The sequence below is a fragment of the Fimbriimonas sp. LA-C6 genome, from assembly GCF_055398105.1.
In genome coordinates this window covers 1,049,086-1,063,776 of record NZ_AP038796.1, presented here as the reverse complement: position 1 = coordinate 1,063,776, position 14,691 = coordinate 1,049,086, and the positions used below count along the sequence as shown (strand labels likewise).

Sequence of the window (14,691 nt, the reverse complement as noted above, 5' to 3'; positions counted from 1 at the left end):
GTGCTCGGGGGGTACCCTTTCAGGGTGCAGTACCGCAAGCTTGGGAGATATGGTGTCCGCGTCAGCGAAGTTTCGCTAGGCGGATGGCTCACTCATGGGAGGACGCTCGACGACGGAACGACAGAGAACATTGTCAAAACCGCTTTCGACCAAGGCGTCAACCTTTTCGATACCGCCGATGTGTACCACTCTGGTGCCGCGGAGTTATCTCTAGCGAAAGCAATCAAAGGCTTCCGACGACAGGATATCGTTTTGGCAACAAAATGCTTCTTCCCCATGTCGGATCGTCCGAACGATCGCGGACTGAGCCGAAAACACATCTTCGAATCCGTCCATGCCAGCCTCAAGCGGCTCGAAACCGACTACATCGATCTGATGCAGTTCCACCGCTTCGATGCTGAAACGCCGCTGGACGAAACCGCGCGAGCCATCGACGACCTCGTCCGTCAAGGCAAAGTCCTCTACTGGGGTGTCAGTGAGTGGCAAGCCCACCAGATCGCAGAGATAGTCGGCATCACAGAAAAGCTGAACCTAAACCCTCCAGCAAGTAACCAGCCTGCCTACAACATCCTGTCACGACAAATCGAACCCAGCGTCGTACCGGTATGCGAGCAGAAGGGAATCGGACAGATCGTGTTCTCGCCACTTGCACAAGGAATCCTCACAGGGAAGTACCTCCCAGGCCAATCCGCGCCCGAAGGAACCCGAGGCGCAGACGACACCAGCAACCAGTTCATGCGCGGCATGATGACCGACGCCAATCTCACCAAAGTCCAAAACCTGAAGGCACTGGTCGAGCAGCATGGCTACACACTCCCTCAGTTCGCACTCGCGTGGTGCCTGAGGAAACCCATCATCAGCAGCGTGATCATCGGAGCAACCCGCCCCGAACAGGTGATCGAGAACATCAAAGCAAGCGGCGTGAAACTAGATCCGGCGCTGATCGAGCAGGCGGAGGCCCTCTTAGCTTAGAAACATGCGTCAGAGCGTACGAACAGAAACCATCAATTGCGACATGACCCCCTCGTCGCCCGCCTCCGTGCATCGGGAAACCGATTTCGAAAAGCGCCGAGGCGTCAGTCAAGTCGAAACACGCGAAGGATTTTGCCAGGTTCACGTCAGTCAACTTGCACATAACATCATGGGTGAGCGCTTGCGTGTGCTCGAAGCAGTGACCAACAGTGAAGTCAGCATCGACTTCCTAAAACTCACCCCAAGCGGCTTATCCTTCCTTGCTCCCCAAGATCGGATGCAGGTGCTCGAATCCACTCTCCAAGGCTGCGGTGTCCACTTTAGCATCAAGCCCGATCGCTGCATCGTGATGGTCCACGCCGTCAACATCCGCGACGAAGAAGGCATGATCGCCGAGATCGTCAAAACCGCCATCGGTAGCGGCGTCCAAGTCGACCACATCGGCGACGGACACGACCGCCTCCTCCTCGTCATGAGCTCCGGCGACGCCGCCAAGCTGGCACGCCACCTCGAAGACACCCTGTCAAGGAGCAACGCCTAGTCATCATGAGAATGAAAGTCATGAAGTTCGGTGGCACCAGCGTTGCCACAGCAGAAGCGCGAATGACCTCCGCACTACGCGTAGTGCAAGCCAAAGAGCAAGGTTTCCGCCCAGTCGTCGTCGTCAGTGCCATCGGTCGAAAGGGTGCGCCCTACGCAACCGACACGCTGATCAACATGCTCCGAGACATCGATCCAGCAGTAGACCCAGATCCAAGAGAACTGGACCTCCTCGTCGCCTGCGGTGAAATCCTCAGCGCGGTCATCTTCGCCCACACCCTCAAAACCCTTGGCCACTCGGCACAGGCGTTCCGAGGTGGTCAAGCAGGAATTCGAACCGACGGAGTCTACGGCAACGCCCGAATCGTCGGTATCAATCCAATCAGCCTCATCCGAAGCGTCGAAGCCGGCAACATCCCCGTCATCTGCGGCTTCCAGGGTGTCTACGTCTCAGGCGACGGCGCACCAGGAGGAGAACTCACCACGCTAGGACGTGGAGGTTCAGATACCACGGGATCAGCGATAGGTGCAGCTTTAAAGGCTGAAGCTGTAGAAATCTACACGGATGTGGACGGCATCAAGACCGCCGACCCAGACGCAGTCAAAGACGCCAACACCCTCCGGAAAGTCACCTACGACGAACTTGCAGAGATCGCCCACCTCGGCGCGAAAGTCGTCCACCCCCGAGCTGCAGAAATCGCCATGCAGTACGGCATTCCCCTGTGGGTCAAGAACACCTTCTCAGACGAAATCGGAACGATCATCGTCAAGAAAGAAGACCACCCAGGCCGACGTGTCACAGGCGTCACTCACACAGGCAAACTCGTCTATCTCCAGTTCGATCTTAGCGAAGTCAAAGACACAGAACGAGTCGCCATCGAGAGCCACATCTACGAGACCATGGCCCGGTACGACATCAACCTGTTCATGCTCAACCTCAGCCCGAGCTCCACAGGCTTCGCCGTGCCGAGAAGTCAGTACAGCATCGTCGCCGACGTCCTCGACGGCTTGGTCATCCCCATGGGCGAGGAGCGCAAAACGGTGTACCTGTTCCAAATCGGACAGCAGGCCAGCCGAGAAGTAGAAACCCAGGCAACCCTCCTGGCTCCGTTCGGAGAAGTCCGTCGGGTCAAGGCGCAGCTCACAGAAGGCTGCACCATGGTTAGCCTCGTAGGTCACGACTACCTGCAACAACCAGGCGTCTACCTAGAAGTGCTCTCCACACTCCATCAGGAACAGATCCAAGTCCTTCAGACAAGCGACAGCGACTATTCGCTCAGCGTGCTCGTGCCAGAAGCCGAAACCAATCGTGCCGTCAAACTGCTACATGCCCAGTTCAAACTGGCCGAAGTGGTGTAACCCATGACCCTGCCCATCCATCGACCCGCATTGATGGGCATCCTCAATGTAACGCCCGACTCGTTCAGCGACGGCGGGCGTTACACCACTCCCCAAGATGCCGTAGACGCAGCCCTGAAAATGCTCGATGAAGGGGCAGACCTCATCGACATCGGAGGCGAATCCACCCGCCCAGGTTCTCAGCCCGTCCCTCTCGAAGAAGAAATCGCCCGAGTCATCCCAGTAGTAGAGCTGCTCGCCAGACACCAAGTTTCTATCTCGGTAGATACAACCAAGTGGGAGGTTGCCGAGGCAGCACTCCAATCAGGCGCAAAGATCCTCAACGACATCACAGCCCTCTCTGACCCTCAAATGTTAGAACTGTGCGCGGCCACAAAGTGCACCGTCTGCCTCATGCACATGCAAGGTTCGCCACAAAATATGCAGGTAAGCCCGACTTACGAGAACGTCACTCAAGAGGTCAAGCAGTTCCTGATGAAACGGGCAGCCCAAATCCACTCAGCCGGAATCCCACGAGATCAGATCTGGATCGACCCAGGCATCGGTTTCGGCAAAACAGACGCTCACAATCTTCAACTGCTCAGGGACGTACCGAGCTTCGTCGAAACCGGCTACCCGGTGCTCGTCGGCGTCAGTAGAAAGGGTTTCATAGGCCGTGTACTCAATACACAAACAACCGCCGATCGCCTAGAAGGAACCCTTGCCACCCAAGCCTGGGCCCAAATCCAAGGCGCAAAAATCATCCGAGCACACGACGTAAAAGAAGCGCGAAGAACCATCGACATGGTCGAAGCGATCAGACTTTCTTAGTCTTCCAAGCGCCCTGCTTAAACGCAATCAAACTCAGAACACCCTGAACGGCCTGCGTCAAAGACATCGAAAGCCACGCTCCCTTAGACCCCAGCCCCAAAAAGAATGGCACGGAAACAACCCCTGCCAATGCAAACCCTTTTGGCAACGCAAACACCACAGCCAAAGGAACACGCATAAACCAGAGTGAGACAATCGAAATCCACATGGGCCGAACCGTGTCCCCGGCTCCCTGCATTGCCCCAATCATCACCATCGAGTAAGCGAACAACAGCTCAGTGACGCACAAGTAACGGATCAGAGTGCTCGCCTCACCAATGATGCCAACCTTGCCATCCAACATCATCGCCGCAATACTTGGAGCGGCATAGTAGATCGGCACGATCAACGCCAGAGTCACCAGCGCACCATGATGTCCAGCTACCCAAGCCAGTCGCTCAGCCCGCTCAGGCTTCTTCATGCCCAAGCTCTGTCCAACCAATGCGCCAGCCGCGATGGAGAGACCGAAAGCGGGCATGAACATGATCGACTCGATCGCAAACCCAACACTCATGGCCGCAATCGCCTCCGATGCGTTGGGGATGTACTTCAAAACAATGGTAAACGCCGTCAGCGAGAACACTCGCAGCGTCGCCATGGTTGCAGCAGGAACAGCAACACGAAGGATTCGCATCGTCCAATCTTTCTTGGGAATCCGCCACAAAGATAGACTTCCCAAAGGCGTCCGCGAAACGTACCAAACATACACAATCGCAGAAGCCCACGCGCTACTAGAAAGCGCACACCCAGCACCAACCAATCCCAGCCTCGGAACCAAAACGAAGTTCAGGAACATGTGCAGCAAAATCTGCAATCCGGAAATCGTCATCGGACTCCGTGTGTCCCCAATCCCGCGTAGAGAACCCGCCAGAACCTGGATCACAAAGATAGCCGGAAGCCCGGCCGCATAAGCGGCAAGGAACCGAACCATGATCGCCTTAGCCTGCAGATCCTCCGCTGGAAGCACCAGATGAGCTACATACGCGGAAACCAAAACCGTAAGCAGCGAGATGAAAATCCCGCCAAAAACAGCCAACCCGAGTGCCTCTTGGGCACCCCTCCGGAACTCCGACTTATTTCCTGCACCAAATGCTCGCGCCACAATTGCGGTGGCACCTGTCGCGAGCGCCATCGCCAGCGAGAACATCAAAAACATCACGTTCATCGAACCGCCGTAAGCAGTCAACGACGATGCCGGAAGGTGACCCACGAAGAAACGATCCAGCAAAGTGTTGACCACTTGCAGGGAGTTCAGCGCAACGGCAGGACCCGCAAGCGCCCACACAACTTTGGAATAGTTCTCGTGAAGGGGCGCTGGGTTTTGGATATTGGGATCGGCTAAGTCAGCCACAGATATCAAGACTCTACCTACCTTCCACCAATTTCATTTCGCGCATTGCAACATTTAAGCAATGAGCCTCACGATTGGCACGCCCCATTGCAGGGTAGTGTTAACTTCAAAATGCGCTTTGAAATCGTCCACAAACCCTGGCACTCGATGCTCCGCGCCTACCTCGATTCTGACGATTGTCTGCGTGCGGAAAGCGGCACCCTGGTCGCAATGACCCCCAACATCGAGATCGAGTCAGGCTATGTAGGAGGCATCAAGAAAGCCATCACGCGCTTCCTTAAAGGGGAGGGAGCTGTCCTCACCATCTTCAAAGCAACACGCGGCTCCGGAGAAGTGCTCCTCGCCCCAAGCGTATTTGGCGACATCACCGCTCTAGAACTGCGCGGCGACGCCTTCATGATCGGCAGCGGAGCCATGCTGGCCGCATCCGGCGAAATCATGCTCCACAGAAGAACACCCGCTAAGGGCTTTCTACACGGTGACAACCACTTTATGATGCGCATTTCAGGCTATGGCACCGTATTTGTAAGTTCAGTCGGTGGCCTTGAACCTATCGAACTCATCGCCGGACAAAACTATCTGGTCGACACCGCGCATGTTGCGGCTTTTAGCGACACCATGGACTTCAAAGTCAAAAAAGTGAGTAAGAAGTTCTTAGGAGTGATCACACCTGGTGAGGGTGTCATCGCGGAATTCGTAGGTCCTGGCGTAATCTATATACAGAGCCGTTCGCCCCACGCAGTGGCAGCGTTCACTGAGGGCTTTCTGAGCAACGACAAATGAAACGATCTTATATTCTTGTCTTGGCCATCGCAGCCTTGAGCTTCGGCTGCTCCACAGCAGAAGAACCCCTCAAAACCCAGTCGCTCGATTTCGAAGTAGAAAGCGTCCAAAGCGCCAACATCAAATCCACGCTGAAGCAGATGCGAGGCAAAGTCGTCGTGCTCGACTTCTGGGCCAGCTATTGCGGCCCCTGCCACATGCTCACACCAGACATCGAGTCGATCTACCAAGACTACAAAAACAAGGGACTGACCGTCATGGCCATCTCATCTGAAGAACGACCAACGATTGAGCAGTTCGAGAGAATGCGACCCCACAAGTTGCCCGTTTTCGTAGACTCCAACCGAATCGCCGCAACCGCATTCAAAGTATCAGCAATCCCGCATGTCTTTGTTCTAGACAAACAAGGCAATCTCATCTACGAAGCACAGGGCTACTCCCCAACCGTAGGAAAGGAAATGCGAGAAGCTATCGATAAGGCATCTATCTAATGCTCTGGAGAACGCACTACGAACCTCGCGTTCTCCGAAACCTTCCGATCCCACCCCTCTCACTCTCGGAGCTGGATCAATCAATCTACACCGGACAGACTCCGAAAGTGATCTTAGGAGCGTTCTCGGTGACTGCGCAAGCCGAGCTTGGAGTCTGGAGACGTCTCTTTCAAGAAGCCTTTCCCAAGGCGGATTGGCTCAAGACGGTCTTCTTCCTAGAGAATCACAGCTCCAAAGCGCTCCGAGACATAGCAGCCGTAACCCCAAGAAGTCAGCGAGATGAGACGCTGCTGGCAACGCCTGGAGCGGAATGGCGAGCACTCATTCAGCCAGACAAAGACGAACGATCTTTCCTGGTGGTCATACAACAAGAAACCTCTCCACTGGCGGTCGTCGGACCACCCACTGAAGAGGTCTGGGATCTAGTCCGCGAAACCGTTACTCCCAACTAACTGCTTGAGCAACAGGCATCCAGTTCTGGATCTCAGTCGCAGAGTAAGGCTGATAAGCCCACTTAGGTGTCTCCACGGGAACAAAAATCATCGACCAATCAGTGATCCTGTTCGGCCCACGCTCGGCAAAACAAACCAATCCCAAAGACGACACATTCGTCGTACTGTCCGTGTCGATGCGGAACGCCACAGACCGGTTGGTCGTCGTCTCTTCTTGCCCATAAGTCACATACATCTCCCCGTCTGAAGCTGGTATATAGCTGCGGGTTGCCACAATCGGATCCTGATAGTAACTCGTCGGCTGGTTCACAGGCAACGTGATTTGGCGTGGCCGATGAGCAGGTGCCCAAGCTCGCAAAGTCGGAACCGCTCCCCCGTAAATGTCCTTCAAGAATTTCACGGCGTAGCTAGTCGTTCCCTCGGAATTCGAATTCAAGAAAGTTAAAAGAGCCGCATTGGCGCCTGGGTACTGCTTCGATGCCTGAGACTTGTCGTAGCCATAACGTGCCACGTTGTATCGGTGCGTGGAAATGTCGTAATTAAAGTAGGTCGTCCCATCCCCTACAATCCGCCGCCGCAAAACAGGAGTCGTTGAAGTCGTGTCGTACTCATCAATCTCCACCTTAGCCGGGACATAAACAGACTCTCCAGCCCCAGATCCGGTCGTCCAGTAAACATAGGTGGTGAAACTGCGATTCCGAGTCCCAACTCGCTCCGTTCCTGTGATCTGAAAAGTAACCGTGCTCTGATAGCGCAGCGTAGTCAAAGCGTTGAGGATTGGCTGCTCTCGCACATCAACCTGTGAATGCCCAACCTGAACCAGCATCAGCGCACCCGCAACTGCGAAAAGAGACTTAAACGAACGCATAATAACCAACCAACCTGCCCTGTCTATATGACTCATTTGAAGCGAGTTTTGTTCGCGCTTAATGAACCAGCGGTGCGCCGAACCGATTCTTCAACACTTTCAACAGCCCATCCCACCGCTGAGCATCCTGCATTGAGCCAAACGGAAGCATTACAGTAGGGAAGTTGAAGTCATCTACGGTAAGCACTACATAGTTGTTCACATCCCGTGAATAGTCCGTGACCCAGGCATTGGTGTTCAAGTCATGCCGTCTGTGACTCCGCGTCTTCACCTCTTGCTCAAAGCGAACATCAATTAGGCTAGACACATGAAAGGAATGCAGATACCCATCGGGAGTGATCGCGGCAACATTCCCCGATGTGGTGTTGATGCCTATAGCCCCTTGCCCCCACTTAAGCGCAATGCGCTGATCCAGGTTTAACTGAGCCGGGAGTCGCGCCATACACTCCATGCCACGAGTGACCTGAACATTGTTCGCAATAAGTGCAATCACAATCAGCACCGTAACGGCCACTACGAACATAAGAACTATGAAATCCATTCACGAACAATTTAGCACTTGAAGTTGACAACACGTGGGTACATCAATCCGTCTTTAAGCCCAACCTTTACGACCCCATAACAGCCACCAGATATAATAAGGGAGACACAACTCAATCCCGTTGTTAGGGAAGGTCAAAAATCATGGCAGCAGAACGATACGAAGATTCGTACCTATACCGGCTGCGGCACTCCGCCGCGCATCTGATGGCCCAAGCCATCACAGAGCTCTACCCAGGCTCCAAACTCACCATCGGCCCACCCATCGAGAACGGCTTCTACTACGATATCGATTTTGAAACACCTCTCAAAGAAGAGGAACTCACCAAGATCGAAGCCAAGATGAAGGAGCTCTCCAAGCTGGATCAGCGCATCGTCAAGATCGAAGCAAAAGATCGCGAAGAAGCAAAATCCATCATCCTAGAGCAGTGCACCCTCGGCCAACCTGTCGATACCGTGAGCTACAAACTAGAGCTTCTCGACGCAGTGCCCGCAGGCGAAGTCATCTCGTTCTACGATCAACAGCGAACCGACCGTGAAGGAACACTCCACCGGTTTATCGACCTCTGCCGTGGACCTCACGTCGACTCCACTAAAGAGATCAAGAACTTCAAGCTGATGCACCTCGCAGGAGCATATTGGCGCGGCGATGTCAAAAACAAGCAGCTCACGCGAATCTACGGCACTGCATTCGAGACCAAGGAAGAGCTAGAGGCCCATCTTCACATGCTCGAAGAGGCCAAAAAGCGCGACCACCGCATCCTGGGCAAAGAACTCGGACTCTTCATGTTCTCCCCACGCGTGGGCACAGGCTTGCCACTTTGGCTACCCAAAGGCGCGACACTACGCAACACCATGGTCGAGTTCCTCCAAAAGGAGCAGCTCCGACGTGGCTACCAGCCAGTCGTCACACCCCACATCGCCAACATCAAACTGTACGAGCGAAGCGGACACATCATCAACTACCGAGACAAGATGTTCCCGTTCATGGAAGACGAGGAGAAGGAAACCTACATCCTCAAACCCATGAACTGCCCGTTCCACATCGAGATCTACGCGTCTCAGATGCGCTCCTATCGCGACCTCCCCGTCCGATACGCCGAGTTCGGAACAGTCCACCGATACGAGCAAAGCGGAGAAGTCACCGGCATCCTACGTGCCCGAGGCTTCACACAAGACGACGCACACCTCTTCGTCCGCCCCGACCAACTCCTTGAAGAGTTTATCGGCGTTGTAGACCTCATGAAGACGGTCCTCAAAAAGCTGGGCCTTACCAACTTCCGAGCAAGACTCGGAACGAAGGACCCCACAAACGCCAAGTATGTCGGCCACGACGATAACTGGACAGCAGCCACGTCTGCTATCGAACAGGCCTGCCAAAAGATGGACATGGAATACGAAGTATCACCCGGTGATGCCGCATTCTATGGCCCCAAGCTAGACCTCATCATCAAAGATGCCCTCGGTCGAGACTGGCAAATGGGAACCGTTCAGGTGGACTACAGCCTCCCAGAGCGGTTCGAACTCGAGTACATCGGCGAAGACAGCAAGCCCCACCGACCCATCATGATCCACCGCGCCCCATTCGGCTCGCTGGAAAGAATGATCGGCCTCATCACGGAGCAGTACGCTGGTGCCTTCCCATTCTGGCTAGCGCCTGTCCAGGTCGCTCTGCTCCCAATTGCAGACCGACACGTACAAGCTGCCTACGATATCGCCGAAGCCCTCCGAGGGCCAGGCCATCTTCACCCAGAACTCGAACCAGACCTGCCACGCTTCCCCAAAGAGCAGATCGAATCAGCCGGTAATAACACCTACCGACTAACCATCGACGACCGACGAGAGACACTCGGCAAGAAAATCCGCGACACGCAGATGCAAAAAGTGCCGTTCATGCTCATCATCGGAGACAAAGACCTCGAAGCAGGCACAGTTGGAGTCCGCTCACGAGAAGAAGGCGACCTAGGCGCCATGACGCTTACCGCGTTCCTGGAAAAGCTACGCCCTCTGGCATAGCAAACAAACTTGGCAGGCCACAGCGCCTGCCAAGCCACCCCTAACCCTTGAGATTCTCAATCGCATTCTTCAGAATCACTGGGTCCAACGACGTCACCACAATCTCCACTCCATTCTTGGTGACCGAGTCCGAGACAAACCTCGCATCTCCATACGAGTCGTGAAAATAGCGAGACTCGATGATCTTCTTAAGCAGCCCCTTTCCCTTCACCCCAGGGATGCTCTTAGTCTCATACAGCCTTACCAAGCCACCCTTCTTCCAGCCGTAAGTGATGTAGGCCATCTGCTGCGAGTTCTTAATTCCTGCAAATCCTTTCGGTAAAGGGAGGAGTTCAGCTCGTGAAAAGTTATAAAGAGATTTAGGAAGCTCAGCTACAGGAAACCCGGTCTGTTTCACCAGCTGAAACATTGGCATCAGAGTTCCTCGAACAGTAACCCGCTTCACGGATTCCTGTCCCACAGAAGAAGACGCCATCGCCGAAGTCAAAATAAGACTTAGTAGTAAGGATCGATTAGTTGAAATATTCATGATGCCAAAACAATATTCCTGATTCGATAAGTGCCGATGAGTACACGAACAAGTCATCCAGCATAAGATAAATGCTAGATGACCTATTCGTAATCCTGACGCTACTTCGGAATCCCTGTCTTCACACCCGGTGGAGCAGGTTCAGGAATCCCATCCTCCGCGTTAGATGCTTGCTTGTTGCCCTTAACCATTGGCTTAGCATTCTTAGATGCTTCCAGCTGAGCCGCAGTAGGTCCTGGGGGAGTGGACGAACCACATCCCCACAGACTCACGCACCCAACAAGCAGTGCCAAGGCTGAGATCTTAGAACGTAAGATCATTCGTAGTGCCATCCAAAGACCACAAGTACTTCGAGAAGTCGGTGATAATAGCGCCAAGCCCACCGTTGCTGGCAGCCGTAGCAGATCCATAGTCCGTACCCGCTGCAAGAGCCGAATCAGACATGAACTTGGCATGTCCATCCACCCAAACGACGTTAGCACCTCGATAGGGCGTATAGGCTCGTGTATTGGAGGTGTAATGACCCGCAGCGTAGTCCGATGCCGTTCCCTTTGAGAACCACCCGGTCGACCAGTTATTCAGACCGTCGTACCAAACGCAAGCATTTGGAGCAGGGAGAATGTAAGGCGACGTGCCAGGAGGTGTCGCACCAAGCCAGCCTTCTCCCTGAACTCCAAGGTTTGGCCAAATCTGAGATGTTGTGAACAAAACCGTCTCAGCAGGTTTCTGAGCCGAGGTACCAGAGCGCCCCAGAGCTACATCACAAGCATTCCAAGGGGAGAGGAACTGATAGTTGTATCCGTATTGGGCGTAACGATACTGGTTGTACCACCAAGCGTTTGGCCCACTTCCATAGATGCCCTGTCCATCACCAAAGCCAGGATCCACATACATCGTCATGCTCTTAATGTAAGGTTGTACCAACTCACTCCAGAACTTAGAGTGATCAGTAAGGCCATCCACGCACTGAGCACCAGCAATAGGACATTTCCTATTATGATAGCGACCGTTGATCAGCAGAACAAACATGTCGTCTGAGTCAGCCTGATACATAATCTCAGCAAGGCCAATCTCTTTGACATTAGAGAGGGAAGATGTCTTCTTAGCAGAGAGCTTTGCCTGAGCAAAGACAGGGAAGAGGATTGCGGCTAGAATCGCGATAATGGCGATTACAACAAGTAACTCTATGAGCGTAAAAGCTTTTTTCATGAAACACCTGGCTAAGTAAAATCCAACCGAGAAACTCCTCGGTATAAACCCTATCTTAATCCGATCTTTACAAAAAGCAAAATGGAATGTTGCGGATTTTATATTCCAACCAAACGTCTTGGTTAACGATATAAAAGCTGGCCAGACTTTACTCTTGGCGAAGACTAACAACAGGATCTTTAGAGGCTGCACGCATAGCGGGGATGAGGCCGAACGTAGTGCCAATCGCAATACACACTCCCAACGCAAGACCAATCACGCCACCCGTGATCAGCGGCTTAATAGGAGTGTAAGTCCGTAGTGCCATACAAGTCCCGTAACTAAGCGCAAGCCCAACAAGACCGCCAATGAACGAAACAGCGATCGCCTCAAGGAGAAACTGCTGGAACACATCCGACTTCCGAGCGCCCACAGTCTTCCGAATACCGATCTCCTTCGCGCGCTCATTCACGGACATCAACATCACCGTCATGATCCCGACTCCTCCCACCACAAGGGCGATCGAAGTAAGCCCAGTCAGCAGCCAAGTCAAAATCCCCATCAACTTGTAAACCAACCCCAAAAGATCTTCCTGGGTTAGAACCTGATACTGCTGTCGATCCAGCCTTTCCCCAAGAACCTTGTCCAAATTCTTCACCAACTGCTTGGGCTCAGCAGTCTCCCGGATCTGAATCATGATCCGGTCCGTCTGCGTCGATGGCTCCATCTGCACCAGCCGCCGATAAGGGATGTAGACCACGTTCTGCAAGCTACTCATCGAGAAAAGACTCTGCTCCTGATGCTTGTCCTCAGTCACTCCCACAACGCGGTACTCGCGCTTGTTGATCGTGACAAGCTTCCCAATCGCATCCCCAGAGCCGAAAAGCTGCTCCTTAGCAATGGAGCCCAAAACCACCACATCAGACAGTTCCTGATCAGCCGTAAACGTCTGACCACTCTGCATGTGCATCGGCCGCATGGCAAACCAACCGGGAGTCGCCGCTGCAAGAAGGGGATTTGAAACCTTTGAACCGTAGCGGATACCACCCCCCACAAAACAAAACGGTTCAGCCCGAAGAACCCCAGGCACACGCGCCAAACGATCAGCATCTTCAGCCTTCAGATAACTGGCGCCACCCAAATTTGGATTAAAAGTGCCGTCCTCAATCCGCCCAGGCACCACCACCAGCACATTAACGCCGAGGTCCTTCACCTGGTTCGTGATGTCATCCCGCACACCAAGTGCGATGGAGACCAACAAAACAATGGCAAGGCACCCAATGGTTATGCCCAGAGCACTCAAAAGAGTCCGGAACTTCTGCTCCCGAAGACTCACAAGCGCAATCTCTAAGTTGGAGAGGAATACTTTCAAACTCATTCTCGATCCGAAAGCTTATCTACGCATGCTTTTGCTTTGCGTGCACAGATAAGCTTGCGGATACTAGAACTAGTGGGCCGCAGCCGTGACGCGAGGAGCGCCAACCATGCTCTTGCCGTGCGTCACGTAATACTCAAACTCTTCAGGGAACACGCGGATCATTCCCATAATCGGCCAAGCAGCCGCATCTCCAAGAGGACAGAAGCTTCGACCGTCAATCTGCGAAGCAACGTTATTCAATAGCTCCACATCACCCGGTCGTCCGCCGCCAGCCAAGATCCTCTCAAGAATCTGAACCATCCAGCGAGTCCCCTCGCGACAAGGAGTGCACTTTCCGCAGCTCTCATTCGCATAGAAAACAGCCGTCCGCCAAGCGAAGGTCACGATGCAAGCAGTGTCGTTCAAGAACATACAACCACCGCTACCCACCATCGACTTCGACTCCATCATCTCTTCATAACCGATAATGGCCGTCTCAACAGTCTCAGCGCGAATGATCGGCATCGAACTACCGCCAGGAATGCAAGCCTTCAACGTTCCCTTAGGCCCGCCTGCCAAAGCAAGCAGCTCTTTCAAAGGCGTCCCAAACTCAATCTCATAGTTGCCAGGCTTGTTCACATGACCCGAAACCGAGAATATCTTGGTTCCACGTGAGTTCTTCGTGGAAGCCCCCAAAGAAGACCACCACTCAGCCCCACGATCAACAATGTAAGGAATGTTGCAGTAGCTCTCAACGTTATGAATGAGCGTCGGCAAGTCCCAAACGCCCTTGATAACAGGGAAAGGAGCATGAGGGAACTTCAGACGAGGCATCCCACGCTCACCCATCAAAGAACTCATCAGGGCAGTCTCTTCACCGCACTCATAAGACCCTGCACCCATGTGAATGTAGAGGTCAAAGTCCACGCCGGAACCCATGATGTTCTTGCCAAGCAAGCCAGCTGCATAGGCTTCATCAATAGCCGCTCGAAGCGATCGCGCTGCATCAATGAACTCGCCGCGAATGTACACATAACCGGCGTCTGCCTGAACAGCAAACCCCGCAATGGTCATGCCTTCAACCAGCTCAAATGGACAGGTCTCCAGAAGCTGCTTATCCTTGAAAGTGCCCGGCTCGCCCTCGTCCGCATTGCAGATCAAATAGTGCGGACCCTTCTTCTCTTTTGGCATACCGCCCCACTTAAGGGCAGCAGGCGCACCTGCACCACCGCGACCACGAAGACCCGCAGTCTTAACGGAATCGATGATGGCACCGCGCTCCATCTGAAGAGCCTTCTCAAGCCCTTTATATCCACCGGTGCGGCGATATCCTTCAAGGGTTCGAAACGAAGGGTCGTGAGAATGCTCGAGAAGAAGTTTGTACTCGGCCATGGGT

At 53.7% G+C, this 14,691-nt stretch carries 16 protein-coding genes; 8 read left to right on the top strand and 8 right to left on the bottom strand.

The features are described 5' to 3' along the window. Window positions 1-24: 24 nt before the first annotated feature. From ACZ51B_RS05025 to folP, 4 genes are read left to right on the top strand one after another with little or no spacing between them, the layout of a single operon-like run. Window positions 25-972, top strand: coding sequence for an aldo/keto reductase family protein (locus ACZ51B_RS05025; RefSeq protein ID WP_464296142.1), 948 nt, complete (start codon window positions 25-27; stop codon window positions 970-972). A 4-nt stretch (window positions 973-976) separates the two neighbouring features. Beyond that, the gene (locus ACZ51B_RS05020) at window positions 977-1,513 is read left to right on the top strand and encodes a hypothetical protein (protein ID WP_464296141.1); all 537 of its coding nucleotides are present in this window, start codon (window positions 977-979) and stop codon (window positions 1,511-1,513) included. Between the two features lie 5 nt (window positions 1,514-1,518). Then, a complete protein-coding gene (locus tag ACZ51B_RS05015) occupies window positions 1,519-2,871 on the top strand; it encodes an aspartate kinase (protein ID WP_464296140.1) in 1,353 nt (450 codons plus the stop codon). 3 nt (window positions 2,872-2,874) lie between these two features. Then, window positions 2,875-3,681, top strand: a complete 807-nt coding sequence (gene folP / locus ACZ51B_RS05010) for a dihydropteroate synthase (RefSeq protein WP_464296139.1) — start codon at window positions 2,875-2,877, stop codon at window positions 3,679-3,681. Here folP and ACZ51B_RS05005 read toward each other — a convergent pair. Continuing rightward, window positions 3,668-5,071 carry an MATE family efflux transporter gene (locus ACZ51B_RS05005; RefSeq protein ID WP_464296138.1) on the bottom strand — a complete coding sequence of 468 codons (1,404 nt, stop codon included), beginning with the start codon at window positions 5,069-5,071 and terminating at the stop codon, window positions 3,668-3,670. The genes folP and ACZ51B_RS05005 overlap by 14 nt on opposite strands. Before the next feature lie 111 nt (window positions 5,072-5,182). Here ACZ51B_RS05005 and ACZ51B_RS05000 point away from each other — a divergent pair, with 111 nt between their 5' ends. From ACZ51B_RS05000 to ACZ51B_RS04990, 3 genes are read left to right on the top strand one after another with little or no spacing between them, the layout of a single operon-like run. Continuing rightward, window positions 5,183-5,854, top strand: coding sequence for a TIGR00266 family protein (locus ACZ51B_RS05000; protein ID WP_464296137.1), 672 nt, complete (start codon window positions 5,183-5,185; stop codon window positions 5,852-5,854). After that, the gene (locus ACZ51B_RS04995) at window positions 5,851-6,345 is read left to right on the top strand and encodes a TlpA family protein disulfide reductase (RefSeq protein WP_464296136.1); all 495 of its coding nucleotides are present in this window, start codon (window positions 5,851-5,853) and stop codon (window positions 6,343-6,345) included. Before ACZ51B_RS05000 ends, ACZ51B_RS04995 begins: the two co-directional genes overlap by 4 nt. Beyond that, complete coding sequence (locus tag ACZ51B_RS04990; RefSeq protein ID WP_464296135.1) at window positions 6,345-6,797, top strand: hypothetical protein; 453 nt, start codon at window positions 6,345-6,347, stop codon at window positions 6,795-6,797. The genes ACZ51B_RS04995 and ACZ51B_RS04990 overlap by 1 nt, the downstream gene beginning before the upstream one ends. Here the strand turns inward: ACZ51B_RS04990 and ACZ51B_RS04985 are convergent. After that, the gene (locus ACZ51B_RS04985) at window positions 6,784-7,665 is read right to left on the bottom strand and encodes a hypothetical protein (protein ID WP_464296134.1); all 882 of its coding nucleotides are present in this window, start codon (window positions 7,663-7,665) and stop codon (window positions 6,784-6,786) included. The genes ACZ51B_RS04990 and ACZ51B_RS04985 overlap by 14 nt on opposite strands. Window positions 7,666-7,723: 58 nt before the next feature. After that, window positions 7,724-8,206, bottom strand: coding sequence for a hypothetical protein (locus ACZ51B_RS04980; RefSeq protein ID WP_464296133.1), 483 nt, complete (start codon window positions 8,204-8,206; stop codon window positions 7,724-7,726). Window positions 8,207-8,349: 143 nt separating this feature from the next. On the opposite strand from ACZ51B_RS04980, the gene thrS reads away from it, so the two are divergent. Then, window positions 8,350-10,221 carry a threonine--tRNA ligase gene (gene thrS, locus ACZ51B_RS04975; protein WP_464296132.1) on the top strand — a complete coding sequence of 624 codons (1,872 nt, stop codon included), beginning with the start codon at window positions 8,350-8,352 and terminating at the stop codon, window positions 10,219-10,221. 40 nt (window positions 10,222-10,261) lie between these two features. Here thrS and ACZ51B_RS04970 read toward each other — a convergent pair whose 3' ends face one another. From ACZ51B_RS04970 to nuoF, 5 genes are all read right to left on the bottom strand, one after another. After that, on the bottom strand, window positions 10,262-10,636 hold the full coding sequence (locus ACZ51B_RS04970; protein ID WP_464296131.1) for a hypothetical protein: 375 nt from the start codon (window positions 10,634-10,636) through the stop codon (window positions 10,262-10,264). 215 nt (window positions 10,637-10,851) lie between these two features. Then, the gene (locus tag ACZ51B_RS04965; RefSeq protein ID WP_464296130.1) at window positions 10,852-11,070 is read right to left on the bottom strand and encodes a hypothetical protein; all 219 of its coding nucleotides are present in this window, start codon (window positions 11,068-11,070) and stop codon (window positions 10,852-10,854) included. Beyond that, window positions 11,054-11,959, bottom strand: coding sequence for a prepilin-type N-terminal cleavage/methylation domain-containing protein (locus tag ACZ51B_RS04960; RefSeq protein ID WP_464296129.1), 906 nt, complete (start codon window positions 11,957-11,959; stop codon window positions 11,054-11,056). The genes ACZ51B_RS04965 and ACZ51B_RS04960 overlap by 17 nt, the downstream gene beginning before the upstream one ends. Window positions 11,960-12,107: 148 nt before the next feature. Further along, window positions 12,108-13,316 carry an ABC transporter permease gene (locus tag ACZ51B_RS04955; RefSeq protein ID WP_464296128.1) on the bottom strand — a complete coding sequence of 403 codons (1,209 nt, stop codon included), beginning with the start codon at window positions 13,314-13,316 and terminating at the stop codon, window positions 12,108-12,110. Between the two features lie 69 nt (window positions 13,317-13,385). After that, window positions 13,386-14,687 (bottom strand): NADH-quinone oxidoreductase subunit NuoF, encoded by a 1,302-nt coding sequence (gene nuoF / locus ACZ51B_RS04950; RefSeq protein ID WP_464296127.1) that lies wholly within the window; start codon window positions 14,685-14,687, stop codon window positions 13,386-13,388. Between the last annotated feature and the right edge of the window lie 4 nt (window positions 14,688-14,691).

Coding starts and splice junctions, on each gene's coding strand:
- ACZ51B_RS05020 (WP_464296141.1), top strand. CDS start 977: ATGCGTCAGAGCGTACGAACAGAAACCATCAATTGCGACATGACCCCC.
- ACZ51B_RS05015 (WP_464296140.1), top strand. CDS start 1,519: ATGAGAATGAAAGTCATGAAGTTCGGTGGCACCAGCGTTGCCACAGCA.
- folP (WP_464296139.1), top strand. CDS start 2,875: ATGACCCTGCCCATCCATCGACCCGCATTGATGGGCATCCTCAATGTA.
- ACZ51B_RS05000 (WP_464296137.1), top strand. CDS start 5,183: ATGCGCTTTGAAATCGTCCACAAACCCTGGCACTCGATGCTCCGCGCC.
- ACZ51B_RS04995 (WP_464296136.1), top strand. CDS start 5,851: ATGAAACGATCTTATATTCTTGTCTTGGCCATCGCAGCCTTGAGCTTC.
- ACZ51B_RS04990 (WP_464296135.1), top strand. CDS start 6,345: ATGCTCTGGAGAACGCACTACGAACCTCGCGTTCTCCGAAACCTTCCG.
- ACZ51B_RS04985 (WP_464296134.1), bottom strand. CDS start 7,665: ATGCGTTCGTTTAAGTCTCTTTTCGCAGTTGCGGGTGCGCTGATGCTG.
- ACZ51B_RS04980 (WP_464296133.1), bottom strand. CDS start 8,206: ATGGATTTCATAGTTCTTATGTTCGTAGTGGCCGTTACGGTGCTGATT.
- thrS (WP_464296132.1), top strand. CDS start 8,350: ATGGCAGCAGAACGATACGAAGATTCGTACCTATACCGGCTGCGGCAC.
- ACZ51B_RS04970 (WP_464296131.1), bottom strand. CDS start 10,636: ATGCCAATGTTTCAGCTGGTGAAACAGACCGGGTTTCCTGTAGCTGAG.
- ACZ51B_RS04965 (WP_464296130.1), bottom strand. CDS start 11,070: ATGATCTTACGTTCTAAGATCTCAGCCTTGGCACTGCTTGTTGGGTGC.
- ACZ51B_RS04960 (WP_464296129.1), bottom strand. CDS start 11,959: ATGAAAAAAGCTTTTACGCTCATAGAGTTACTTGTTGTAATCGCCATT.
- ACZ51B_RS04955 (WP_464296128.1), bottom strand. CDS start 13,316: ATGAGTTTGAAAGTATTCCTCTCCAACTTAGAGATTGCGCTTGTGAGT.
- nuoF (WP_464296127.1), bottom strand. CDS start 14,687: ATGGCCGAGTACAAACTTCTTCTCGAGCATTCTCACGACCCTTCGTTT.